Below are 22505 nucleotides of genomic sequence, written 5' to 3' on the forward strand. Positions count from 1 at the left end.
CACGGTCCGCTCACTCCACGCCGATGAGGAGCAGGGCCCCCTGCCGTCCGCCCCGGTACACGACCGTGTCGACGGCGAGGTACCCCTCGCGGACCCGGCCCTCCAGATGCTCGGCGACGGTGTCGGGGACGTCGTCGCCGAGCACGAGGGTGACCATCTCGCCCCCGGCCGAGAGCATGCGGTCCAGGACGGTCTCGGCGGTCACCGCGACGTCCGAGCCGATCACGGCCACGTCCCCGTCGATCAGGCCCAGGACGTCCCCGGCCTGGCAGATGCCGGCCATCGTCCAGGACTGGCGTTCGGCGACGGTGACCTCGGCGTAGCGGGTGGCGCCGGCGGCCGAGGTCATGGACACGACGTCCTCGTCGAAGCGGCGGTCCGGCTCGTGCACGGCCAGCGCCGCGATGCCCTGGACCGCCGAGCGGGTCGGGATCAGGGCCACCCGGATGCCCTCCGTGCGGACCTGCTCGGCGGCCGCCGCGGCGGTGTGGCGCAGGTCGGCGTCGTTGGGCAGCAGCACCACCTCGCGCGCGTGGGCCCGCCGTACGGCCTGGACGAGCTCCCCGCTCGCGGGCGGCTCCCCGGGGCGCGCGAGCACGGTCGTCGCGCCGGCCTCGGTGTACAGCCCGGCCAGGCCCTCGCCGGGCACGACGGCCACGACGGCCCGCTGGGCGCGCTCCCGGGGCGGCCGCTCGGCGCCGGTGGTGTGCACGTCGCCCGCGCCGAAGTGTGTGATGCGGATCCGGTGGGGCCGCCCGGCCTCGATGCCGGCCTCGACGGCGGCGCCCGCGTCGTCGACATGGACGTGGACGTTCCACAGCCCGTCGCCGCCGACCACGACGAGGGAGTCCCCGAGGGCGTCGAGCCGCTCCCGCAGCCGCTCCACGGCGGCGTCCTCGGCCTCCAGGAGGTAGATCACCTCGAAGGCGGGCCCCTCCTGGCCGGGCACGGCGGCGGCGCTGTCGGTGCACTCGCCGGGGACGCCGTCGGCCGGCGCGGTGCCTTCGGCGGGGTCCACGCGCGCGTGGGGATCTCCGAAGGGCCCGGTGCACGCGCTCTCGGTCACCCCCCGGGCCCTCTCCCCCGTGAACGTCTCCACCAGCGCCCCGAGCACCGCGACCAGTCCCCGTCCGCCGGCGTCGACCACCCCGGCGCGTTCCAGGACGGGAAGCTGGCCGGGGGTCGCGGCGAGGGCCGTGCGGGCTCCGTCGTACGCCGCCCGGGCCACGGTCCCGCAGTCGCCCTCCGCTCCGTCCGCGGCGTCGGCGGCGGCCGAGGCGACCGTGAGGACGGTGCCCTCGACGGGATGGGCGACGGCGCGGCGGGCGGAGTCGGCCGCGTGCCGCAGGGCGAGCCGCAGGCCCTGGCCGTCGGCATGGGCGGCGGCGCCGCCGGCCAGCACCTGGGCCATGCCGCGCAGCAGCTGGGCGAGGATCGTCCCGGAGTTCCCGCGGGCGCCGATGAGCGCTCCGTGCGCCATCGCCCGGGCGGCGTCGGCCAGTGTCGGCTCCCCGGAGCTCGCGGCGCCAGGGCCCACCGCGGCTTCGGACCCCGCCGCGTGCCCCGCGAACACCGCCTCGACCGCGGCGACCGCCGACTCCACGGTCAGATACAGGTTGGTGCCGGTGTCGCCGTCCGCCACGGGATAGACGTTGATCGCGTCGATCTCCTCACGCGCCCGCCCCAGCGTCTCGAGCGCGAGACCGCACCAGGTGCGCACCGCGAGAGCATCGAAGAATGTCTGCGGCAGCTGCGCCACTACGCCTCCCTGAGCTGCTGGACGTGGCTCGCAGCGTAGACCCCGGGGCGGTGTTCACCGGAAGAGGGAGGGGGCCGGGCCCCTGAGCTGCCATGGTAGTTTCGTTCTACGGGTGCAGCCGTTGTATGCTGCTCCGGTTGCCCGATCTGATCGGGCCTTCCCCCTGGCAACGCCACTCAGATTTCGACCGGCTCCTCAAAGCCCGAGAATCTTGATCCCGGCCTGCCGGGATCAACCGTAAGTGCATCTGAAGTCTTTGGAGTGACCCGTGGCTGCCAACTGCGACGTCTGCGGCAAGGGGCCGGGCTTCGGCAACAACATCTCGCACTCGCACCGCCGTACGTCCCGCCGCTGGAACCCGAACATCCAGCGTGTGCGTACCGTGGTGGGCGGGACGCCGAAGCGCGTGAACGCTTGCACCTCGTGCATCAAGGCCGGCAAGGTCTCGCGCTGACGCTCAGCTAGCGCGCGGCCACTGCTGGTTCGCTGCAGAGCCGGTCCACCTCTGGTGGGCCGGCTCTTTGCGATGCCCTGGCGACGTGCCTGAGGCCACGGCCCGAGAGCGGGCCTGGGCGCGGTGCCCGGACACCACGACGCCGCAGCCCCGGCACCGCACCCAGGCGGCTACCCGTCCCCGCGGAAGCGCCAGCCGTGATCCACCGGCCCGATCCCGCCGCCGAGCGCGAACCCGGCGGCGACGGCGCCCGTGACGTACTGCTTCGCCTCGGCCACCGCCTCCGGCACGGATCGCCCCTTCGCGAGCTCGGAGGCGATCGCCGAGGCGAGTGTGCAGCCGGTGCCGTGGGTGTGGCGGTTGTCGTGCCTGGGCGCCCGCAGCCAGTGCTCGTCGGAACCGTCGGTGAGCAGATCGACGGCGTCCCCGGGCAGGTGCCCGCCCTTGATCAGCACCCAGCGCGGCCCGTACTCCAGCACGGCCGCCGCGGCCTCCCGCATCTCCCGCTCCGACTCGACGCGTACGCCCGTGATCTGGGCCACCTCGTCGAGGTTCGGTGTGGCGACCGTCGCCACCGGCAGCAGCTTCGTACGGACGGAGTCCAGCGCGGAGGCGGCGAGCAGGGCGTCGCCGTGCTTGGAGACGCCCACCGGGTCGACCACGGCCGGGGCGTCCGTCCCCGCGATCAACTCGGCGACCGCCTCCACGAGTTCCGCGGAGGCGAGCATCCCGGTCTTGACCGCCTGGACGCCGATGTCGTCGACGACGCTGCGGTACTGGGCCCGCACGGCCTCCACAGGCAGTTCCCAAGCCCCCTGCACGCCGAGGGAGTTCTGCGCGGTCACCGCCGTCACGACACTCATGCCGTGCACGCCGAGCGCGAGCATCGTCTTGAGGTCGGCCTGGATGCCCGCGCCGCCGCCGGAGTCGGAGCCCGCCACCGTCAGGACGCCCGGGATCATGACTCTATGTCCGCGAAGTGGTCCCAGCCGCCCTTGCTGGTCCACGGCGCCCCGTCGACCGTCACCTGGGGCAGCGCCGAGGGGTTGAGGACCTCGCCGATGACCTTCCAGCGGGCGGGCAGCTTCACGTCCGGCGGGAAGGTCGCCACGATCGCGTGGTCCTCTCCCCCGGTCAGCACCCACTGCATGGGGTCGACCCCGACGGCCTGCCCGATGTCGTTCATCTGGGAGGGAATGTCGATCGCCCCCGAGCGGATGTCGATCCGCACCTTGCTCGCCTCGGCGATGTGCCCGAGGTCCGCGATCAGCCCGTCGCTCACATCGCACATCGCGGTCGCCCCGAGCCCGGCCGCGGCGGGGCCCGCGTGGTACGGCGGTTCGGGCCGGCGGTGCGCCTCCACGAACGCCCGCGGCGAGCGGAACCCCCGGGACAGCACCGCGTACCCGGCGGCGGACCAGCCCAGCCAGCCGGTCACCGCGACGAGATCGCCGGGCTGGGCGCCCGCCCGCGTCACCGGCTCCTGGTTGCGCAGATCGCCGAGCGCGGTGATCGACACCATGATCGAGTCGCCGCGTACGACATCACCGCCGACCACGGCGGCGCCCGCCACCTGGCATTCGTCGCGCAGGCCGTCCATCAGCTCGCTCGGCCAGGTCACCGGCAGCTCGGCCGGGACGACCAGGCCGAGCAGCAGCGCGGTCGGTACCGCGCCCATGGCGGCGATGTCGGCGAGGTTCTGCGCGGCCGCCTTGCGGCCCACGTCGTAGGCCGTCGACCAGTCCCGCCGGAAGTGCCGGCCCTCCACCAGGATGTCCGTGCTCGCCACGACCCTGCGGTCGGGTGCGGCCACCACGGCGGCGTCGTCGCCGGGGCCGACCCGGACCGCCGGGGTGGTGGTCAGACGGGAGGTGAGCTCCCTGATGAGCCCGAACTCACCGAGCTCACCAACAGTGCCCTTCATTGCCCTTTCTCCCCTTCTGTCCCTGTCCGTGCCCGGTCGCGAGGCATCTCAGTCCTCGTTACGGTCGAGGTGACCGTCACGTTCTGCCGGACCTGCACCCCGGCGCGCAAGACCCGGTCCCCGCAGGTCTCCCCGCGGCGAGCGACGACGCGATACCGTGGCGTTCCTTTTCCCCACATGATCCTCGTGGCCGCCCTGGAGGTTCCGTGGTACAGGCGTACATCCTGATCCAGACGGAGGTCGGCAAGGCGTCGACCGTCGCCGAGACGATCAGCAAGATCCCTGGGGTCATCCAGGCCGAGGACGTGACGGGACCGTACGACGTGATCGTGCGGGCCCAGGCCGACACCGTCGACGATCTCGGCCGCCTGGTGGTCGCCAAGGTCCAGCAGGTGGACGGCATCACCCGCACCCTGACCTGCCCGGTCGTCCATCTGTAGCCCCCGTCTACCCTGTGCCGGTGAACTCTTTCCGTCACCGGCACCGTTGTGTCTTCCGCGTGTTCCGCCTGCCCGCTCTCGCGCTGTTGATCACTGTTGCGGGCTGCTCCTCAGCAGACGACAGCGCGTCGGCGGCGGTTCCCAGTCCGGACGCGAAGGTCGCGGAACTGTGCCGGAACCTGGACAAGGTACTGCCCGCGAAGGTGGACGGTGAGCGCCGCGAGGATCCCGAGCCCGCGTCGGCGCTGACGGCGGGCTGGGGCAGCCCGGCGATCATACTGCGCTGCGGTGTGCCGCAGCCGCCGAAGATGATCGACCCGAAGGTGGCGGACGGGCGGGATCCGGATGCGGTCGCCGGGGGCGTGAACGGGGTCGACTGGCTGATGGAGAAGCAGGACGACGGGGGTTACCGGTTCACCACCGCCAACCGCGAGGCGTACGTCGAGGTCCGGGCGCCGGAGGGCGTGGACAGCTCGGGTGTGCTGATCGATCTGGCTGCCGCCGTGAAGAAGGCGATCCCCGAGGGGATCGCCTCCTGAGCGCCGCGACCCCCTGGGGGCGGTTCAGCGCAGCCCGGTCGACCTGCGCAGCGCCGCCTGCACCAGCCGGTCGATCAGCTCCGGGTAGCTCACCCCGCTCGCCTGCCACATCTGCGGGTACATCGAGATGGGCGTGAAGCCGGGCATCGTGTTGATCTCGTTGATCACGAACTCGCCGTCCCCGGTGAGGAAGAAGTCCGCGCGGACCAGGCCCTCGCAGGACGCCGCCTCGAACGCGTCGACCGCCAGGCGCTGGACGTCGGCCGTCTCCTGAGGCGTCAGGGGAGCCGGCACGAGACCCGGGGTGGAGTCGATGTACTTGGCCTCGAAGTCGTAGTACGCCTGCGCCTCGGGCGGGGGGATCTCCGCGGGGAGGGAGGCCCGGGGGCCGTCCTCGAACTCCAGGACGCCGCACTCGATCTCACGGCCGCGCAGTGCGGCCTCCACGAGGATCTTCGGGTCGTGCCGCTGGGCCTCGGCGATGGCCTCGTCGAGGCCGGAGAGGTCCTCGACCTTGGTGATGCCGATCGACGAACCGGCCCGCGAGGGCTTCACGAACAGCGGCCAGCCGTGCTCGCCGGCGAAGTCGACGATCTTCTTGCGGGCGGCCGCCTGGTTCTGCTCCCACTCGCGCGGGCGCACCACCACGTACGGGCCGACCTTGAGCCCGAAGGAGGTGAACACCCGCTTCATGTACTCCTTGTCCTGGCCCACGGCCGAGGCGAGCACACCCGAACCCACGTACGGGACACCGGAGAGCTCCAGGAGGCCCTGGAGGGTGCCGTCCTCGCCGTACGGGCCGTGCAGCACCGGGAAGACCACGTCGACCTCGCCGAGCGCCTTGGGGACCGATCCCGGCTCGCTGTAGACGACTTCGCGGTTGGCGGGGTCGACCGGGAGGATCACTCCGCCCTCGGCGGACTCGGCGAGCAGGTCGACGCTCGGCGGACGCCGGTCGACGATCGCCATGCGCTCCGGTTCGTCCGCCGTGAGCGCCCAACGCCCGTCCTGGGTGATGCCGATCGGCAGGACGTCGTACTTCGTCCGGTCGATGGCCTTGAGGACGGCGCCGGCGGTGACCACGGAGATCCCGTGTTCGGAGCTGCGCCCGCCGAACACGACGGCCACACGCGGCTTGCGAGGCGGCTGCTCGGGGCTCTGGGGGAGGTTCTCGGTGCTCATATCGCGTTGAGGGTACCCGTTGGTAGGGCCGGTAGTAAGCGCCGTCGGCCTCGCGTCGCTCAGCGTCGTTCGGGCTTCGCGCTGCGCGACATCAGCTCCTTGAGGGCCACCACCGGGGGCTTGCCCTCGTGCACGATGCCGACGACCGTCTCCGTGATCGGCATGTCGACGCCGTGCCGCCGGGCCAGATCCAGCACCGACTCGCAGGACTTGACGCCCTCGGCGGTCTGCTTGGTGACCGCGATGGTCTCCTGCAGGGTCATGCCCTTGCCGAGGTTGGTGCCGAAGGTGTGGTTGCGCGACAGCGGCGAGGAGCAGGTGGCCACCAGGTCGCCCAGGCCCGCGAGTCCGGAGAACGTCAGCGGGTCGGCGCCGAGCGCCATGCCGAGCCGCGTGGTCTCGGCGAGGCCGCGGGTGATGAGCGAGCCCTTGGCGTTGTCGCCGAGGCCCATGCCGTCCGCGATGCCGACGGCGAGGCCGATGACGTTCTTCACGGCTCCGCCCAGTTCGCAACCCACCACGTCCGTATTGGTGTACGGGCGGAAGTACGGCGTGTGGCAGGCGGCCTGGAGCCGCTGGGCGACGGCCTCGTCGGTACAGGCGACCACGGCCGCGGCCGGCATCCGCGCGGCGATCTCCCGGGCCAGGTTGGGCCCCGTGACCACGGCGATCCGGTCCGGGCCGACCTTGGCGACGTCGTCGATGACCTCGCTCATCCGCATCGCGGAGCCGAGTTCGACGCCCTTCATCAGCGATACGAGGACCGTGTCGGGGGCCAGCAGCGGGCTCCACTCGGCGAGGTTGCCGCGCAGGGTCTGCGAGGGGACCGACAGAACCGTGAAGTCGGCGTCCGCGGCGGCCTCCGCGGGGTCGGTGGTGGCCCGCACGTTCTCCGGGAGCTCGACGCCCGGGAAGTAGTCGGGATTGGTCCGCGTGGAGTTGATCGCCTCCACGAGCTCCGGGCGACGCCCCCACAGAGTGACCTCGCACCCCGCGTCGGCGAGCACCATGCCGAAGGCCGTACCCCACGAACCGGCGCTCAGCACCGCCGCCTTGACCGGCTTGCTCACTTGCCCAGCCCCTCTTCCTGCACAGTCTGCCCGGACTTCTGGTGGATCTGCGTCTGCGCCTGTGTGCGGCGCCGCTGCTCGACCCGCTCCCGGCGCGGGTCGTACGGCGTCTCGGGCGCCTTCTCGCCGCGGATCTGCTCCAGCTGGGCGGTGACGGCGGCCATGATGACCTCCGTGGCCTCCTTCAGCAGGTCCGCGGTCATCTCCCGGTCGTAGAACCGCGCGAGGTCCACGGGCGGCCCGGCGAGCACGCGGTGCGTCTTGCGCGGCAGCAGATGCGGCTTCCTCGCGTACGGCGGCAGCAACTCGTTGCAGCCCCACTGGGCGACAGGGATCACCGGGCACTTGGTCTGCAGCGCGACGCGTGCGGCCCCGGTCTTGCCGGTCATGGGCCAGCCGGCCGGGTCGCGGGTGAGGGTGCCCTCGGGATAAAAGGCGACGCATTCCCCGCGGTCCACGGCGTCGATCGCGGCCCGGAAGGCGCTCAGCGCGTCCGTGCTCTCGCGGTAGACGGGGATCTGCCCGGTACCCCGCATCGCGGCGCCGACGAATCCCTTCCTGAAAAGCCCGCTCTTCGCGAGGAATCGCGGGACGCGCCCGGTGTTGTACTGAAAGTGCGCGTAAGCGAAGGGGTCGATGTGCGAATTGTGGTTCACCGCGGTGATAAATCCACCCTCGGCCGGAATGTGCTCCATTCCACGCCAGTCCCGCCTGAGCAGAACCACCAGCGGCGGTTTGCAGATCACCGCGGCGAAGCGGTACCAGAAGCCGATTCTGCGGCGGGGCACGCGAACACCTTCCTCTAGGGCCTGTAGCGGGGCCACGGGGGCCGCACAAGTGTCGCCCCAGGCCGCCTGTCTGTCGAGAACACCGTACGCCCCGGCACTCCGCCCGCCCGATGCCCCGGGTGACAATGACCGCGACAAGAGGAGGACGGAACACCCGTGCAGTGGACCCTGGTCGTACCCCTGAAGCCCCTGGCCCAGGCCAAGAGCAGGCTTGCGGACACCGCGGACGACGGGCTGCGGCCGGACCTGGCGCTGGCCTTCGCCCAGGACACGGTGGCGGCCGCGCTGGCCTGCCCGGCGGTGGGCGATGTGGCAGTCGTCACGGACGACGCCCGGGCGGGCCGTGAGCTGGCCGCACTGGGCGCCGCGATCATCCCCGACGAGCCGGGCGGCGGCCTCAACGCCGCCCTCGCACACGCGACGCGGGCCGTACGGTCCGCCCGCCCGGCCCGCGCGGTGGCCGCACTCAACGCCGATCTGCCGGCGCTGCGCCCCGCGGAATTGTCCCGGGTACTCGATGCCGCCGCTGAATTCCCGCGCGCATTTCTCCCGGACGCGGCCGCAATCGGCACGACCCTGCTGGCCGCCGCCGCGGGCCGTGAATTGCGCCCGTTCTTCGGCGCGGATTCCCGGGCCCGGCACCGCGCCTCGGGGGCGGTGGAACTGCAACTCACCGCGGTGGATTCCGTACGCCAGGACGTGGACACCGGCGACGACCTGCGCAGCGCGCTGGCCCTGGGGGTCGGCCCTCATACGGCCGCGGCCGCCGCGCGGTTGCTGATCCCCGGGCAGTAGGCTGCGGCCATGCAGGCGACCGCGTACACGTACGACCCCGAAAGCCGCAGCGGGCAGGTGCTCCTGGACGACGGGACCCCGGTGCCCTTCGACGCGGCCGCGTTCGACGCGGGGGGCCTCAGGCTGCTGCGCCCGGGCCAGCGGGTCCGCATCGAGGTGGAGGGCGCGAAGGACGCGCTCCGGATCACTCTGGTGACCCTGCAGACCCTCTGACCTTGTGCTGAACACGCCGCGGGCCGGACTCCATGCGGAGTCCGGCCCGGCGCGTGAGTACCCCGGCGCCCTTACTTCTTGCGGGCGGTGGTCTTCTTGGCGGTGGTCTTGCGCGCCGTCGACTTCTTGGCGGGCGCCTTCTTGGCCGTGGCCTTCTTCGCCGGGGCCTTCTTCGCGGTGGTCTTCTTCGCGGCGGTGGTCTTGGATGTCGCCGTGGTCTTCTTGGCGGGCGCCTTCTTCGCCGTGGTCTTCTTCGCGGCCGCGGTCTTGGTGGTGGCCTTCTTCGCCGTCGTCTTCTTGGCGGTGGTCTTCTTCGCGGCGGCCGACTTCGCGGTCGCCTTCTTCGCGGCGGCCTTCTTGACCGTCGCGCCGGCACCGCCGGTCAGGCTGCCCTTGGGGGCCTTCTTGACGGAGACCTCGCCGCCACGCGGGAGCTTCTTCGAGCCGCTGACCAGGTCCTTGAAGCCCTGACCGGCGCGGAAGCGCGGAACGGAGGTCTTCTTGACCCGAACCCGCTCGCCCGTCTGAGGGTTGCGGGCGTACCGGGCCGGACGGTCGACCTTCTCGAACGAACCGAAGCCGGTGACCGAGACCCGCTCACCCGAGACGACCGCGCGGACGATGGCGTCCAGTACATGGTCGACAGCATCGGCGGCCTGCTGGCGGCCGCCCATCTTGTCGGCAATCGCTTCTACGAGCTGCGCCTTGTTCACGTCTTCCCCTTCGGAGACATCGCCAGAACGAAAGTGTTCAAGCTTTTTCGCACGTTAGGCAGATATATACCGCAAATCAAACACGAAACGGGCTTATCACCCTTGTGCCGCAACGAACTCGACGGCGTCGAGAGGTTCAGCGTTCCTCGTCGGGGAGACGTCCCTCGTCGAGGTCCGCGGTGAACCGCTCCAGCCGCCTTGCCGCGTCGGCGAGATCGTGCTTGGCCGCGGCCGTAATGACCAGCAGCTTCCGGGTCAGCGCCATCCGTACGCCCTCCGGGACTTGCAGTGCGCGCACTCTTGTGTGCGCTTCCTTGAGTTGGCCCGCGACTGCCGCATAGAGCTCGAGTTGGCCGTCGTGTTCCATGCACAGATTGTGCCATCTGGGGCGAGTTGTCGCCTGCGCAGGGGACAACTGCCGCCTCAAACGGCCTTCCCGGCACACGTGGAAGTCACGGCTGTACCACTCGCGTACCCCAGCAACCACCCGCTTAACGTGGGAAGTTGGCAGCTGAACAACGGGTGGGCAGGGCCGTTCGGGTGCAGACACAGCTGTACCCCCGATCGGGCTGATCGGGGGTACAGAGGGGGTGTTGCGGTGGCCGAAAGTCGCCTTGTTCAAAGGCGGCGGATCGTGCCTGGGGTCAGACCGGGAGCGTCCGGGGCTTGAATGCCGGGCGCTTGGCCTCGTAGGAGGCGATGTCCGCCTCGTTCTTCAGGGTGATCGAGATGTCATCGAGGCCGTTCAGCAGCCGCCAGCGGGAGTTCTCGTCCAGCTCGAAGGAGGCGGTGATGCCCTCGGCGCGTACCTCGCGGGCCTCCAGATCGACGGTGATCGCGGCCTGCGGGTCCTTCTCGGTGAGCTCCCACAGCGCGTCCACGGTCTTCTGCTCCAGAACAACAGTGAGCAGGCCGTTCTTGAGCGAGTTGCCGCGGAAGATGTCGGCGAAGCGGGAGGAGATCACGGCCTTGAAGCCGTAGTTCTGCAGCGCCCAGACGGCGTGCTCACGGGAGGAGCCGGTGCCGAAGTCGGGGCCGGCGACCAGTACGGTCGCGCCCTTGCGCTCGGGCTGGTTGAGGACGAACGAGGCGTCCTTGCGCCAGGCCTCGAACAGCCCGTCCTCGAACCCGTCGCGGGTGACCTTCTTGAGCCAGTGGGCGGGGATGATCTGGTCGGTGTCGACGTTGGAGCGGCGCAGCGGCACGGCCCTGCCGGTGTGGGTGGTGAAGGCTTCCATGACTGATCAGACTCCAGCGGGCGTGGGGGCGTCGGCGGACAGGTCGGCCGGGGAGGCCAGGTGGCCCAGGACGGCGGTGGCGGCGGCGACCTGCGGAGAGACCAGGTGGGTGCGGCCGCCCTTGCCCTGCCGGCCCTCGAAGTTGCGGTTCGAGGTGGAGGCGGAGCGCTCGCCGGGAGCGAGCTGGTCGGGGTTCATGCCCAGGCACATCGAGCAGCCCGCGTGCCGCCACTCGGCGCCGGCCTCCTTGAAGACGACGTCCAGGCCCTCGGAGACGGCCTGCAGACCCACCCGCGCGGAACCCGGGACGACCAGCATCCGTACGCCGTCGGCGACTTTGCGGTCCTTGAGCAGCTCGGCGGCGGCGCGCAGGTCCTCGATGCGGCCGTTGGTGCACGAGCCTACGAAGACGGTGTCCACCTTGATGGAGCGCAGCGGCTGTCCGGCCTCCAACCCCATGTACTCCAGGGCCTTTTCGGCGGCGTAGCGCTCCGATGCGTCTTCGTACGAAGCAGGATCGGGGACGGACGCCGAAAGCGGTGCGCCCTGGCCGGGGTTGGTGCCCCAGGTGACGAACGGCGCCAGCTCGGCGGCGTCGATGACGACCTCGGCGTCGAACTCGGCGCCCTCGTCCGTCCTGAGCGTCTTCCAGTACGCGACGGCGGCGTCCCAGTCGTCGCCCTCGGGGGCGTGCGGGCGGCCCTTGAGGTAGGCGAAGGTGGTCTCGTCCGGGGCGATCATGCCCGCGCGGGCACCGGCCTCGATCGACATGTTGCAGATGGTCATCCGGGCCTCCATCGAGAGCTTCTCGATGGCCTCGCCGCGGTACTCCAGGACGTAGCCCTGGCCGCCGCCCGTGCCGATCTTCGCGATGATCGCCAGGATCAGGTCCTTGGCGGTGACGCCCTCGGGCAGTTCGCCGTCGACCGTGATCGCCATGGTCTTCGGGCGGGACATCGGCAGCGTCTGGGTGGCCAGCACGTGCTCCACCTGGGAGGTGCCGATACCGAACGCCAGCGCGCCGAAGGCGCCGTGCGTGGAGGTGTGGGAGTCACCGCACACGACGGTGGTGCCGGGCTGGGTCAGGCCCAGCTGCGGGCCCACCACGTGCACGACGCCCTGCTCGACGTCGCCCAGCGGGTGCAGGCGCACACCGAAGTCGGCGGCGTTCTTGCGCAGCGTCTCCAGCTGCACCCGGGAGACCGGGTCCGCGATCGGCTTGTCGATGTCCAGGGTCGGGGTGTTGTGGTCCTCGGTCGCGATGGTGAGGTCCAGGCGCCGCACGGTCCGGCCGGTCTTGCGCAGACCGTCGAACGCCTGCGGGCTGGTCACCTCGTGCAGCAGGTGCAGATCGATGAAGAGAAGGTCGGGCTCGCCCTCCGCGCGCCGGACGACATGGTCGTCCCAGACTTTCTCCGCGAGTGTCCTACCCATCGCTGTTCCCTCCGGCCGACGACGATCCGCCGACCCAACTAGAGATCTTGAGGAGGCGGTGCCCGTACCCCTGATGCCGGGCACACACCACCAGGCCCTTACGTCACGGGCCGTTGTGACTTCGTGATTCCAGGGTGGCGCGTTCCACGGAAATTTGAACTTGCGTTTCACAGAGTGAGACGCAAGTATCGTTTCATGGACAACAGTAGCGGCGTCGGCGTTCTGGACAAGGCGGCCCTCGTCCTGAGCGCTCTGGAGTCCGGTCCGGCCACCCTCGCGGGTCTGGTCGGTGCCACCGGACTGGCACGACCCACGGCCCACCGCCTGGCCGTGGCCCTGGAACACCACCGCATGGTGGCGCGCGACATGCAGGGCCGTTTCATTCTCGGCCCTCGCCTGGCAGAGCTCGCCGCGGCCGCGGGCGAGGACCGTCTCCTCGCCACCGCCGGCCCGGTGCTCACGCATCTTCGGGACATCACGGGCGAGAGCGCGCAGCTCTATCGCCGTCAGGGCGACATGCGCATCTGCGTCGCCGCGGCGGAGCGTCTGTCCGGTCTGCGGGACACGGTCCCGGTCGGTTCGACGCTCACGATGAAGGCCGGTTCCTCGGCGCAGATCCTGATGGCCTGGGAGGAGCCGGAGCGGCTGCATCGCGGTCTGCAGGGGGCGCGCTTCACGGCGACGGCCCTGTCGGGTGTACGGCGACGGGGCTGGGCGCAGTCGATCGGTGAGCGGGAGCCGGGCGTCGCGTCCGTGTCCGCGCCGGTGCGCGGACCGTCGAACCGGGTGGTGGCGGCCGTGTCCGTCTCCGGGCCCATCGAGCGGCTGACGCGGCACCCGGGGCGGATGCATGCGCAGGCTGTGATCGATGCGGCGGGGCGCCTCTCCGAGGCGTTGCGGCGCACCGGCTGATCGACGGAGCGCTTCGGGGAAGGCCGGCCTCAACGCCGCGGCAGGCTCTCCCCGAGCAGGCGCCGTGGCGGCTTGCAGTTCCGTGCCGGCTGACGGCCGCCTGTGGTCGTTCGCGCAGTTCCCCGCGCCCCGGAGGCCGGACACCAAAAGGCCCTCCACCGAAGTGAAGGGCCTTTCGCTATGTACCCCCGACCGGATTCGAACCGGCGCTACCGCCTTGAGAGGGCGGCGTGCTAGGCCGCTACACAACGGGGGCCTGGACACTGCGTTTCCGCAGGTCCGAGCTGGTCTACCTGGACTCGAACCAAGACTAACTGAACCAGAATCAGTCGTGCTGCCAATTACACCATAGACCAATGTGGTTTAGACCAGTCAGTACCCCCGACCGGATTCGAACCGGCGCTACCGCCTTGAGAGGGCGGCGTGCTAGGCCGCTACACAACGGGGGCCCTAGCAGTCCCGAGATGATCGTCGATCGCTCGGAACCAGTACCCCCGACCGGATTCGAACCGGCGCTACTGCCTTGAGAGGGCAGCGTGCTAGGCCGCTACACAACGGGGGCGATGCAGATGAGCTCTGCGAGCTGGCCTACCTGGACTCGAACCAAGACTAACTGAACCAGAATCAGTCGTGCTGCCAATTACACCATAGGCCACTGGAACGCAAGCCCCCGAGGGGTTCGTGTTCTAGCTTTGCGCCTGGGGTTCCGGGCCTTCCGGCCCGCTCCCCGCGGCGCAGGAAGAACATTACCTGAAGGTGGACGGGGCTCCAAAACGAGTATCCGAGCCGAGCAGGGACGGCAGTTCGGCGAGGGAGGCGATGCGGTGCGGCCCGACGGGCGGGTCGATCGTGGCGTACAGACCGCCGCGGTCGATCCACACCGACAGCAGTCCGGCGTCGGCGGCGCCCCGTCCGTCGATCTCCGGATGGTCACCGACGTAGGCGACCTGGTGCGGCGGCAGCCCGAGGAATTCGCAGGCCGCGAGGAACGCCCCGGCCTCGGGCTTGGAGACGCCGAGCTCGGCCGCGCACAGGATGGTCTCGAAGCGGTCGTGGACACCGAGGACGCGCAGCTTGTGGTCCTGGACGTGGATGCTGGAGTTGGAGAGCACGGCGTGCCGGTGGCTTGCGGCGAGGCTGTCGAGGACGGGCAGGACGTCCGGGAAGAGCGTCCAGACCTCCTCGTAGTGGGCGAGATACCGCTGGAACCACGCATCGGCCTCGGCATCGGTGAGCTCCCTGCCCACGAACACCCGCACGCGGTCGCGCCGCTGGGCCTCGAAGGTGGCCTCGCCGGCCGCGAAGCGCGCCCACTGCAGCTCGGTGATCTCCCGCCAGCGAATGAGGGCCTGCTCGGCGCTGTCGTAGTCGTCGAGCAGGCCCTCGGCCGTGAGGTGGGCGTGCATACCGAGGCGGTCGGCGGTGGTGTAGTCGAAGAGGGTGTCGTCGACGTCCCAGACCACGGCTTGGATGCTCATGCTCCGACCGTACCCACCCCGTACCGGTCTCAGCCCGGGTCATGGAGCCGGAGAGCGTGGGGTCGGGGCCCTGGTCGTCGTTGGTGGCCGTGCCGGTCGTCAGGTTGCGTCCGGTGAGTGAGGGCCGTCTCGCCGGCGGTCGCTCCGCGCGGGAAGCCGATGATCCGCTGCTTGCCGGAGCCGCCGTTGCAGCGCACGTACCGGCCGGTGCCGGCGCCGACGCGGCCGCCGGAGTCGCCGTCCGTGGGCGCGCTGCGGACGGTGGTGGCGTCGAGGCCGACGTCGACGACGGATTCCTGGCCCGTTGCGCCGGTCCACAGGTGACTGCCCCGACCGTCGCCTCGTCCGGGGACGGGAGTTGGCCGGAAGGGTGAACTCCGGGTGACGGCTGAGCGGACACGGCGAGGGCGGCGCCCGAACCGGACGCCGCCCTCGCCGTGTGAGGTGTCGCGCGCTACGCGGCCAGCTTCGCCAGCGCCGCGTCGATCCGGGCCAGGGTGGTCTCCTTGCCCAGGACCTCCAGGGACTCGAACAGCGGCAGGCCGACCGTGCGGCCGGTGACTGCGACGCGGACGGGGGCCTGGGCCTTGCCGAGCTTCAGACCGTGGGCCTCGCCGGCGGCCAGGACGGCCTCCTTGAGCGACTCCGCGGAGGTCCAGTCGGCCGCCTCCAGCTTCTCGCGGGCGGTACGCAGCAGGGCGTCCGAGCCCTCCTTCATCGCCTTGGCCCAGGAGGCCTCGTCCTCGGCCGGCTCCGGCAGGAACAGGAAGTCGACGTTGTCGGTGATCTCGGAGAGGACCTTGAGGCGGGTCTGCGCGTGCGGCGCGATGGCCTGCCACTTCGCCTCGTCGAAGGCCTCCGGGGCCCAGGGGGCGAACGGCGCCTGGAGCCACGGGCGGCAGCGCTCGGTGAAGTCCTTCACGTCCAGCAGGCGGATGTGGTCGCCGTTGATGGCCTCGCACTTCTTCAGGTCGAAGCGGGCCGGGTTGGGGTTGACGTCGGAGATCTCGAACGCCGCGATCATCTCGTCGATGCCGAAGACGTCCTGGTCGGCCGAGAGGGACCAGCCGAGCAGGGAGAGGTAGTTGAGCAGGCCCTCGGGGAGGAAGCCGCGCTCCCGGTAGAGGTTGAGGGAGGACTGCGGGTCGCGCTTGGAGAGCTTCTTGTTGCCCTCGCCCATCACGTACGGCAGGTGGCCGAAGGACGGGATCTCCTTGGCGATGCCCAGTTCCATCAGCGCCTTGTACAGGGCGACCTGGCGGGGGGTGGAGGAGAGCAGGTCCTCGCCGCGCAGGACGTGGGTGATCTCCATCAGGGCGTCGTCGACCGGGTTGACCAGCGTGTACAGCGGGGCGCCGTTGGCGCGGACGATGCCGTAGTCCGGGACGTTCTCCGGGGTGAAGGTCAGCTCGCCGCGGACCAGGTCGGTGAAGGTGACCGTCTCGTCGGGCATCCGGAAGCGGACGATCGGCTCGCGGCCCTGGGCCTGGTACTCCTCGACCTGGGCGGCGGTCAGCTCACGGCAGTGGCCGTCGTAGCCGGAGGGCTTGCCGGCGGCGCGGGCGGCCTCGCGGCGGGTGTCCAGCTCGTCCTGGGAGCAGTAGCAGCGGTAGGCGTGGCCGGCGTCGAGCAGCTTCTGCGCGACCTCCTTGTAGAGGTCCATGCGCTGCGACTGGCGGTACGGCGCGTGCGGGCCGCCGACCTCGGGGCCCTCGTCCCAGTCGAAGCCCAGCCAGCGCATCGAGTCGAGCAGCTGGGTGTACGACTCCTCGGAGTCGCGGGCGGCGTCGGTGTCCTCGATGCGGAAGACCAGGGTGCCCTGGTGGTGCTTGGCGAACGCCCAGTTGAACAGGGCGGTGCGCACCAGGCCCACGTGGGGGTTTCCGGTGGGCGAGGGACAGAAACGGACGCGTACGGGGGAGCCGGGTGCGCTAGCCACGCTTGACAACCTTGTTGGTGAGAGTGCCGATGCCTTCGATGGTGACGGCGACCTCGTCGCCGACGTTCAGGGGGCCGACCCCAGCCGGGGTGCCCGTGAGGATCACGTCGCCGGGGAGCAGCGTCATGGCCTCGGAGATGTTGACGATCAGGTCCTCGACGGAGTGGATCATCTCGCTGGTCCGGCCCAGCTGGCGCTGCTGGCCGTTGACCGTGAGCTGGATCGTGAGGTCGCCCGGGTCCAGGTCCGTCTCCACCCAGGGGCCGAGCGGGCAGGAGCTGTCGAAGCCCTTCGCCCGGGCCCACTGCTTCTCGCGCTTCTGCACGTCGCGGGCGGTGATGTCGTTGGCGCAGGTGTAGCCGAAGATGACGTCCTTGACGCGCTCCCGCGGGACCTCGCGGCACATCCGGCCGATCACCACGGCCAGCTCGGCCTCGTGGTGCACCTCCTCGGAGAAGGAGGGGTACTGGATCTCGTCGCCGGGGCCGATCACCGAGGTGGACGGCTTGAAGAAGGCGAACGGGACGTCGGGCACCTCGTTGCCCAGCTCGCGCGCGTGCTCGCTGTAGTTGCGGCCGAAGGCCACGACCTTGTTGGGGAGCACCGGCGGCAGCAGCCTGACCTTGTTCACCGGCACCTTCGTACCGGAGAGCTCGAAGTCCGCGAACGGGATGCCCTTGATGATGTCCAGGACGAGTTCGTCCTGCTTGTCGCCCTCGATGGCGCCGAAGGCGACGTTCCCGTCGATGGAGAACCTGGCGATGCGCACGGTGTGCTTGGCCCCTTGACTGAAGCGGCTGGAGTCTGACGCTCCAGGCTAACGCGGAGAGGTGTCCCCGCCCCGCGCATTATGAAGGGGCGCCCCGTCGCGGGGGGCGCCCCTCGAAAAACCGTGTCCGGCCGCCCTGAGCATCCGGCGGCCGGCACGCGTACTTCCTGGTGTCACTCCGCGGCTGCGGCGGCCGCGACGGGGATCTCCATGAGGATGGTGCGCTTGGGGTTTGCGGTCTGGGCCGGGAGTTCGACGGGGTGCTCCGGCTGCTCCGGCGTCTGCAGTTCGTCGGCGTCGTCCAGGTGTGCCAGCGTCGTGCGTCGCGGGTTGGCGATCTTGTGGAACATCGTCGTCGTCTTCACTGTTTACTTGACCCTGTCCTGTGACGGGCGCCGGGAGGGTGTCTGAGGACCCCCGCACGGGCGCGGGTTGTCGGTTGTGCCATCGCTGTAAAGCGTCAGGCTAAACATCCAATTCCCCGGCCATGTCGCGCAGAGGTCATGATCAGCATGTGAGTTTCCTCACGACTCAGAGGGCGAATCGGTCAATCCGGACTCGCATCCCACCCCCACGAAACGGACATTGGCCCACTGAAGCCCTCATTCCGCTCCTGATCATGGCGACTGGGACACCCGGCGCGCCACGGCGACTCGCGGGCTTACGTCCGAAATGGACGAACTCTCTTTCTACGGCCGGTGATCCGGCCCTCACGTCGTGTCACCTACATCACGGCTCGGCCTACGGGCCTTGTTGGAGATCCTGTGCTGTGCTGGAATCTCACGGACCGCCGCAGGATCGAGCCGGCGCACAGGGGGCGCACAGTCGCGCCGAGTGGCGGCGAGAAGGGGGAGCCAGCGCCGGTCACCCAAGACCACCACGGGGGCGTTTTCAGGGCGTCCCCAGAACGCCGACACCGTGCCCCGCCGTTCAGGCGACGGGGTGCCTGGTCCAGAGGTTGCGACGCTAGTGCAGGGACGTTTCAAGAGGGATGGCAACGCTGCGGCGGAGCCGGAGCCGCACGGCGGGACTGGCCCCATGAATGGCGGCCCCTCGCCCCAGCACGCCCAGAACCAGGGCCCGGCCGGTGACGGCGGTGAGCGCTCGGGGCGCCCCGGCACGTCGGCCCCCTCGGGGTCCGCGGGCCCTTCCCCGGCGCTGAAGCCGCCGACGGGCCCGACCGGCCCCGGGCCGCGAATAGCCCTGCGCAACTGGCGCATCTCCACGCGACTGGTGTCGCTGCTCGCCCTTCCGGTGGTCGCGGCCACCTCGCTGGGCGCGCTGCGTATCGACCAGTCCATGGACGACATCCAGCAGCTCGACAACATGAAGCTGCTGACGGACATGACCAAGCAGGCCACCGAGCTGTCGGCCGCGCTCCAGGAGGAGCGCGACCAGTCGGCCGGCCCGCTGGCGCACGGCGGCAAGGCGACCGACTACACGGTCAAGGGGCTTCGCGAGAAGACGGACCGGGCCGCGGAGAACTTCCGGGAGGCCTCCGAGGAGGTCGACAACAACAGCAAGGACGGCAACCTCAGGGGCATCCGCGACAACCTCGTTCAGCTCGTCGGTGAACTGAACAACATCGCAAAGATCCGCAACACCGCCTACGAGGCCAAGGACAACTCCACCCAGACGATCGAGGCATACCACCGTCTGATCGAGAACCTGATCGACCTCTCCCAGGACATGGCCGAGGCGACCAGCAACCCTGACATGATCCAGCGCACGCGTGCGCTCGCGGCGTTCTCCTCCGCCAAGGAGTACTCCTCGATCCAGCGCGCGGCCTTCGCTGCGGCGCTGCCCGCCAGCAACACCACGACCGGCAAGCTCTCGCCGAACGACCGGCTCTACGCCGAGTCGGCCCTGGAGAGCCAGAAGTCCGAGATCCGCAGCTTCAAGAGCATCTACGGCGAGGACGCCGCCGCCGAGCTGCTGAAGCCCATCGAGGACGGCGGCAACTCCACGATCAAGGCGACCGACACCTACGCGCGTCGCGCCCTGGTCTCCGCGAGCGGTCTCGCCCAGCAGGACAAACGGTCCTACCGCGACTGGCTGGACGACAGCTCCACCAAGATCCAGCAGATGAAGAACATCGAGCACACGCTGCTCGAGGAGATGGAACAGAAGGCCCGCGAGCTGCGCAGCGCCACCGAGCGCGACGCGATCATCTCCGGTGCCCTGATCCTGATCGTGCTCGGTGTGTCGCTGGTCGGCGCCTTCGTCGTGGCGCGGTCCATGATCCGCTCGCTGCGCCGCCTGGAGGACACCGCGACCAAGGTCGCCTCCGACCGTCTGCCCGAGCTGGTCAAGCAGCTGTCCGAGTCCGACCCGCAGGACGTCGACACGTCCGTGGAGTCGGTCGGTGTGCACTCCCGGGACGAGATCGGCCGAGTGGCCGCGGCCTTCGACGACGTGCACCGCGAGGCGGTCCGCCTCGCCGCCGAGCAGGCCCTGCTGCGGGGCAACGTCAACGCGATGTTCACCAACCTCTCGCGCCGCTCCCAGGGTCTGATCCAGCGCCAGCTGTCGCTGATCTCCGAACTGGAGTCCCGCGAGGCCGACCCGGACCAGCTGTCCTCGCTGTTCAAGCTCGACCACCTCGCGACCCGCATGCGCCGTAACGGTGAGAACCTCCTCGTCCTCGCGGGCGAGGAGCCCGGCCGCCGCTGGACCCGCCCGGTCCCGCTGGTCGACGTGCTCCGTGCCGCCGCGTCCGAGGTGGAGCAGTACGAGCGCATCGAGCTGGCCTCCGTGCCGACCACCGAAGTGGCCGGCCGCGTGGTCAACGACCTCGTGCACCTGCTCGCCGAGCTGCTGGAGAACGCCACCTCGTTCTCCTCGCCGCAGACCAAGGTCAAGGTCACCGGTCACGCCCTGCCCGACGGCCGTGTGCTGATCGAGATCCACGACACCGGTATCGGTCTGTCGCCGGAGGACCTGGCCGCGATCAACGAGCGGCTCGCCTCTCCCCCGACGGTGGACGTCTCCGTCTCCCGCCGCATGGGTCTGTTCGTGGTCGGCCGCCTCTCGCAGCGCCACGGCATCCGCATCCAGCTGCGCCCGTCCGACTCCGGTGGTACGACCGCGCTGGTCATGCTGCCCGTCGATGTCGCCCAGGGCGGCAGGAAGCCCCAGCCCAAGCAGCCCGGTCAGCCGCAGGTCGGTGGCGGTCCCGCCGCCGCGCAGGCCGCCGCCGGTGCGGCCGCGGCCCGGCGTGCCGCCGGTTCCGGCCAGGGCGGCGGTGCCCTCGGGGCCGGTGCGTCCGGTGGTGCCTTCGGTGGCGGTGCGTCCGGCGGTGGCCGGCTCGGCCCCGGTCAGAGCCCGCGGGCCGCGCTGCCCGGGCGCGACGCGGACGGTGGCCGTCCGGGAGCGCCGGGCGGTGCGCGCGGTCCGCAGGGTCCGGGCACGTCGTCGTTCGAGCAGAGTGGTCCCTCGCAGGGCCGTCCGGCTCCCGCCGGTGCCGGTGCCGGTGCCGGTGCCGGGTTCGGCCAGCAGGCGCCGGGTGCGCCGCAGGGTCTGCAGGCCGCGGGCACCAACGGGCCGCAGGGCCAGGACGCCTTCGGCGGTGGCCGGAGCCGGAAGAAGCAGGGCGGCAACTCCGAGCAGGGCAAGGGCCGTCGGCCGCAGCTGCCGCCGCGCGGCGGTCCGCGGGCCGAGCTGCCCGGCGGCGACTCGCAGCCGCGGGTGCCGAGCTGGAGCGACGAGAACGCCCAGCCGCCGGTGCCGCGTGCCTCGCTGGACACCCCGCGCGGGCACGAGGAGCCGGACGCCTCCCGTACGTCGTCCCTGCCGCGCGTCGACGACCGTCAGGGCCCGGGCTCGACGACGGAGATGCCGGCCGTGCCGCGCGACGACCGGCAGGGCTTCGGCTCGCCGACCGACTTCGGCGCTCCCCAGCACGCGGACCCGTTCGGCCCCGGCGCGAACGCGTCGCAGGGCCAGGGTCAGTTCGTCCGCCCGGACGTCTTCGGCACGCCGGGCGGTCGCCCCGACTCGTCGTCCACATCGGGCCAGTACCCGGCGCCGCAGTCCTACGACAACGGCTCCACCGGGCAGTACCAGGACAACGGCTCGACCGGTCAGTACTCCGCCCCGCGCCAGGACAACGGCTCCACGGGCCAGTACCCGGCGCCCCGGCAGGACAGCAACTCGACGGGCCAGTACCCGGCTCAGCGCCAGGACAGCAACTCGACCGGTCAGTACTCCGCCCCGCGCCAGGACAACGGCTCCGGGCGGCCCACCCTCCCGGGTCCGGCCACGTCGGCCGACCCCACGGGCACGGGCCAGTTCGAGCGGCCGCAGGCAGGCGGTGGCCGGGGCCCGGCCGATTTCGGCGCCCCGCGTCCGCCCGCCCCGCAGGCCCGGCCCGTCCGGCAGGAGCCCGAGGCCCTGCCGCCGGCGTCCGGTCCGGGCGACGGTCGTACGCCGCTGTACGACACGCTGGAGACCAACTGGTTCCACGGCCAGCAGGAGCAGCAGCAGCCGCAGAGCAACGGCTCCGCTCCGGCCGCCCCACAGCAACCGCAGGGACCCACCGGTCCGCAGCGGTCCGCCCCCGCGAACTGGCGCACCTCACCGAACGACGACCTCGTCCGTCAGGCCGAGCGAGTCCGCCAGCCCGCCGCGGGTGGTGTCACCACCTCCGGCCTGCCGCGCCGAGTACCCCGGGCGAACCTCGTCCCGGGCACGGCGCAGCAGCAAACCCACCAGAGCGGTCCGCAGGTCTCGCGCGCGCCCGATGACGTGCGCGGCCGGCTGACCAATCTCCGTCGGGGAATCGCACAGGGTCGTCAGGCCGGGTCCACCCAGACCGGCAGCCACCCACGGCCCACTCACCAGCAGGAGCGTTAGTTGA

General features: G+C 70.9%; 21 protein-coding genes and 5 tRNA genes. 7 read left to right on the plus strand and 19 right to left on the minus strand.

Annotated elements, in window-relative coordinates:
• Positions 1-10: 10 nt before the first annotated feature.
• Entirely contained in the window at positions 11-1759 is a 1749-nt protein-coding gene (locus G3I77_RS24595; RefSeq protein ID WP_248507206.1) for a DAK2 domain-containing protein, read from the minus strand.
• A 268-nt stretch (positions 1760-2027) separates the two neighbouring features.
• Here G3I77_RS24595 and rpmB point away from each other — a divergent pair, with 268 nt between their 5' ends.
• Positions 2028-2213 (plus strand): 50S ribosomal protein L28, encoded by a 186-nt coding sequence (rpmB, locus tag G3I77_RS24600; protein ID WP_003993230.1) that lies wholly within the window; start codon positions 2028-2030, stop codon positions 2211-2213.
• Positions 2214-2383: 170 nt separating this feature from the next.
• Here rpmB and thiD read toward each other — a convergent pair whose 3' ends face one another.
• Both thiD and G3I77_RS24610 read right to left on the minus strand, forming a co-directional pair.
• Complete coding sequence (gene thiD, locus G3I77_RS24605; RefSeq protein WP_248507209.1) at positions 2384-3175, minus strand: bifunctional hydroxymethylpyrimidine kinase/phosphomethylpyrimidine kinase; 792 nt, start codon at positions 3173-3175, stop codon at positions 2384-2386.
• Positions 3172-4137 (minus strand): thiamine-phosphate kinase, encoded by a 966-nt coding sequence (locus tag G3I77_RS24610; RefSeq protein ID WP_248507211.1) that lies wholly within the window; start codon positions 4135-4137, stop codon positions 3172-3174. The genes thiD and G3I77_RS24610 overlap by 4 nt, the downstream gene beginning before the upstream one ends.
• A gap of 206 nt (positions 4138-4343) precedes the next feature.
• On the opposite strand from G3I77_RS24610, the gene G3I77_RS24615 reads away from it, so the two are divergent.
• Both G3I77_RS24615 and G3I77_RS24620 read left to right on the plus strand, forming a co-directional pair.
• Complete coding sequence (locus G3I77_RS24615; protein WP_020121007.1) at positions 4344-4577, plus strand: Lrp/AsnC family transcriptional regulator; 234 nt, start codon at positions 4344-4346, stop codon at positions 4575-4577.
• Between the two features lie 20 nt (positions 4578-4597).
• Entirely contained in the window at positions 4598-5116 is a 519-nt protein-coding gene (locus G3I77_RS24620; RefSeq protein ID WP_248507213.1) for a DUF3515 domain-containing protein, read from the plus strand.
• Positions 5117-5140: 24 nt separating this feature from the next.
• On the opposite strand, the gene G3I77_RS24625 is transcribed toward G3I77_RS24620, so the two are convergent.
• The 3 genes from G3I77_RS24625 to G3I77_RS24635 are packed head-to-tail and all read right to left on the minus strand — an operon-like array spanning position 5141 to position 8156.
• The gene (locus G3I77_RS24625) at positions 5141-6298 is read right to left on the minus strand and encodes a D-alanine--D-alanine ligase family protein (RefSeq protein ID WP_248507215.1); all 1158 of its coding nucleotides are present in this window, start codon (positions 6296-6298) and stop codon (positions 5141-5143) included.
• A gap of 59 nt (positions 6299-6357) precedes the next feature.
• On the minus strand, positions 6358-7368 hold the full coding sequence (locus G3I77_RS24630; RefSeq protein WP_003993211.1) for an NAD(P)H-dependent glycerol-3-phosphate dehydrogenase: 1011 nt from the start codon (positions 7366-7368) through the stop codon (positions 6358-6360).
• Entirely contained in the window at positions 7365-8156 is a 792-nt protein-coding gene (locus tag G3I77_RS24635) for a lysophospholipid acyltransferase family protein (RefSeq protein WP_248507218.1), read from the minus strand. The genes G3I77_RS24630 and G3I77_RS24635 overlap by 4 nt, the downstream gene beginning before the upstream one ends.
• Positions 8157-8312: 156 nt before the next feature.
• Between G3I77_RS24635 and cofC the strand changes: the two genes are divergently transcribed.
• Both cofC and G3I77_RS24645 read left to right on the plus strand, forming a co-directional pair.
• Complete coding sequence (cofC, locus tag G3I77_RS24640; RefSeq protein ID WP_248507220.1) at positions 8313-8951, plus strand: 2-phospho-L-lactate guanylyltransferase; 639 nt, start codon at positions 8313-8315, stop codon at positions 8949-8951.
• A 9-nt stretch (positions 8952-8960) separates the two neighbouring features.
• Complete coding sequence (locus G3I77_RS24645) at positions 8961-9164, plus strand: hypothetical protein (RefSeq protein ID WP_031138097.1); 204 nt, start codon at positions 8961-8963, stop codon at positions 9162-9164.
• A 71-nt stretch (positions 9165-9235) separates the two neighbouring features.
• Here G3I77_RS24645 and G3I77_RS24650 read toward each other — a convergent pair whose 3' ends face one another.
• From G3I77_RS24650 to leuC, 4 genes are all read right to left on the minus strand, one after another.
• Positions 9236-9877: an HU family DNA-binding protein gene (locus G3I77_RS24650; RefSeq protein WP_184564707.1), complete on the minus strand. Its 642-nt coding sequence runs from the start codon at positions 9875-9877 to the stop codon at positions 9236-9238.
• A 136-nt stretch (positions 9878-10013) separates the two neighbouring features.
• On the minus strand, positions 10014-10244 hold the full coding sequence (locus tag G3I77_RS24655) for a hypothetical protein (protein WP_248507222.1): 231 nt from the start codon (positions 10242-10244) through the stop codon (positions 10014-10016).
• 277 nt (positions 10245-10521) lie between these two features.
• Entirely contained in the window at positions 10522-11115 is a 594-nt protein-coding gene (leuD, locus tag G3I77_RS24660) for a 3-isopropylmalate dehydratase small subunit (RefSeq protein ID WP_248507224.1), read from the minus strand.
• Positions 11116-11121: 6 nt separating this feature from the next.
• Entirely contained in the window at positions 11122-12549 is a 1428-nt protein-coding gene (leuC, locus tag G3I77_RS24665) for a 3-isopropylmalate dehydratase large subunit (protein ID WP_248507225.1), read from the minus strand.
• A 195-nt stretch (positions 12550-12744) separates the two neighbouring features.
• Here leuC and ndgR point away from each other — a divergent pair, with 195 nt between their 5' ends.
• Positions 12745-13461, plus strand: a complete 717-nt coding sequence (gene ndgR / locus G3I77_RS24670; protein ID WP_003993203.1) for an IclR family transcriptional regulator NdgR — start codon at positions 12745-12747, stop codon at positions 13459-13461.
• 183 nt (positions 13462-13644) lie between these two features.
• On the opposite strand, the gene G3I77_RS24675 is transcribed toward ndgR, so the two are convergent.
• The 9 genes from G3I77_RS24675 to G3I77_RS24715 form a co-directional block, all read right to left on the minus strand.
• A tRNA-Glu gene (locus G3I77_RS24675) sits at positions 13645-13717 on the minus strand.
• 28 nt (positions 13718-13745) lie between these two features.
• Positions 13746-13817, minus strand: a tRNA-Gln gene (locus G3I77_RS24680).
• Between the two features lie 20 nt (positions 13818-13837).
• Positions 13838-13910 (minus strand) — tRNA-Glu (locus tag G3I77_RS24685).
• 40 nt (positions 13911-13950) lie between these two features.
• Positions 13951-14023, minus strand: a tRNA-Glu gene (locus tag G3I77_RS24690).
• Positions 14024-14044: 21 nt separating this feature from the next.
• Positions 14045-14116: transfer RNA gene (locus G3I77_RS24695), tRNA-Gln, on the minus strand.
• Between the two features lie 91 nt (positions 14117-14207).
• Complete coding sequence (locus G3I77_RS24700) at positions 14208-14939, minus strand: HAD family hydrolase (protein ID WP_248507226.1); 732 nt, start codon at positions 14937-14939, stop codon at positions 14208-14210.
• A gap of 454 nt (positions 14940-15393) precedes the next feature.
• Positions 15394-16878 (minus strand): glutamate--tRNA ligase, encoded by a 1485-nt coding sequence (gene gltX / locus G3I77_RS24705; RefSeq protein ID WP_248507227.1) that lies wholly within the window; start codon positions 16876-16878, stop codon positions 15394-15396.
• On the minus strand, positions 16871-17647 hold the full coding sequence (locus G3I77_RS24710) for a fumarylacetoacetate hydrolase family protein (protein WP_248507228.1): 777 nt from the start codon (positions 17645-17647) through the stop codon (positions 16871-16873). The genes gltX and G3I77_RS24710 overlap by 8 nt, the downstream gene beginning before the upstream one ends.
• A gap of 173 nt (positions 17648-17820) precedes the next feature.
• A complete protein-coding gene (locus G3I77_RS24715) occupies positions 17821-18012 on the minus strand; it encodes a hypothetical protein (protein WP_202509583.1) in 192 nt (63 codons plus the stop codon).
• Between the two features lie 604 nt (positions 18013-18616).
• Here G3I77_RS24715 and G3I77_RS24720 point away from each other — a divergent pair.
• The gene (locus G3I77_RS24720) at positions 18617-22501 is read left to right on the plus strand and encodes a nitrate- and nitrite sensing domain-containing protein (RefSeq protein WP_248507229.1); all 3885 of its coding nucleotides are present in this window, start codon (positions 18617-18619) and stop codon (positions 22499-22501) included.
• Positions 22502-22505: the final 4 nt, after the last annotated feature.

The sequence above is a fragment of the Streptomyces sp. D2-8 genome (genome assembly GCF_023184515.1).
In the GTDB taxonomy this organism is placed as follows: Bacteria; Actinomycetota; Actinomycetes; order Streptomycetales; family Streptomycetaceae; genus Streptomyces.

What these genes read in the sequence shown, in the direction of transcription:
- G3I77_RS24645 (WP_031138097.1), top strand. Translation starts at nt 8,961, where the DNA reads ATGCAGGCGACCGCGTACACGTACGACCCCGAAAGCCGCAGCGGGCAG.
- G3I77_RS24610 (WP_248507211.1), bottom strand. Translation starts at nt 4,137, where the DNA reads ATGAAGGGCACTGTTGGTGAGCTCGGTGAGTTCGGGCTCATCAGGGAG.
- G3I77_RS24700 (WP_248507226.1), bottom strand. Translation starts at nt 14,939, where the DNA reads ATGAGCATCCAAGCCGTGGTCTGGGACGTCGACGACACCCTCTTCGAC.
- leuC (WP_248507225.1), bottom strand. Translation starts at nt 12,549, where the DNA reads ATGGGTAGGACACTCGCGGAGAAAGTCTGGGACGACCATGTCGTCCGG.
- G3I77_RS24655 (WP_248507222.1), bottom strand. Translation starts at nt 10,244, where the DNA reads ATGGAACACGACGGCCAACTCGAGCTCTATGCGGCAGTCGCGGGCCAA.
- leuD (WP_248507224.1), bottom strand. Translation starts at nt 11,115, where the DNA reads ATGGAAGCCTTCACCACCCACACCGGCAGGGCCGTGCCGCTGCGCCGC.
- ndgR (WP_003993203.1), top strand. Translation starts at nt 12,745, where the DNA reads ATGGACAACAGTAGCGGCGTCGGCGTTCTGGACAAGGCGGCCCTCGTC.
- G3I77_RS24625 (WP_248507215.1), bottom strand. Translation starts at nt 6,298, where the DNA reads ATGAGCACCGAGAACCTCCCCCAGAGCCCCGAGCAGCCGCCTCGCAAG.
- thiD (WP_248507209.1), bottom strand. Translation starts at nt 3,175, where the DNA reads ATGATCCCGGGCGTCCTGACGGTGGCGGGCTCCGACTCCGGCGGCGGC.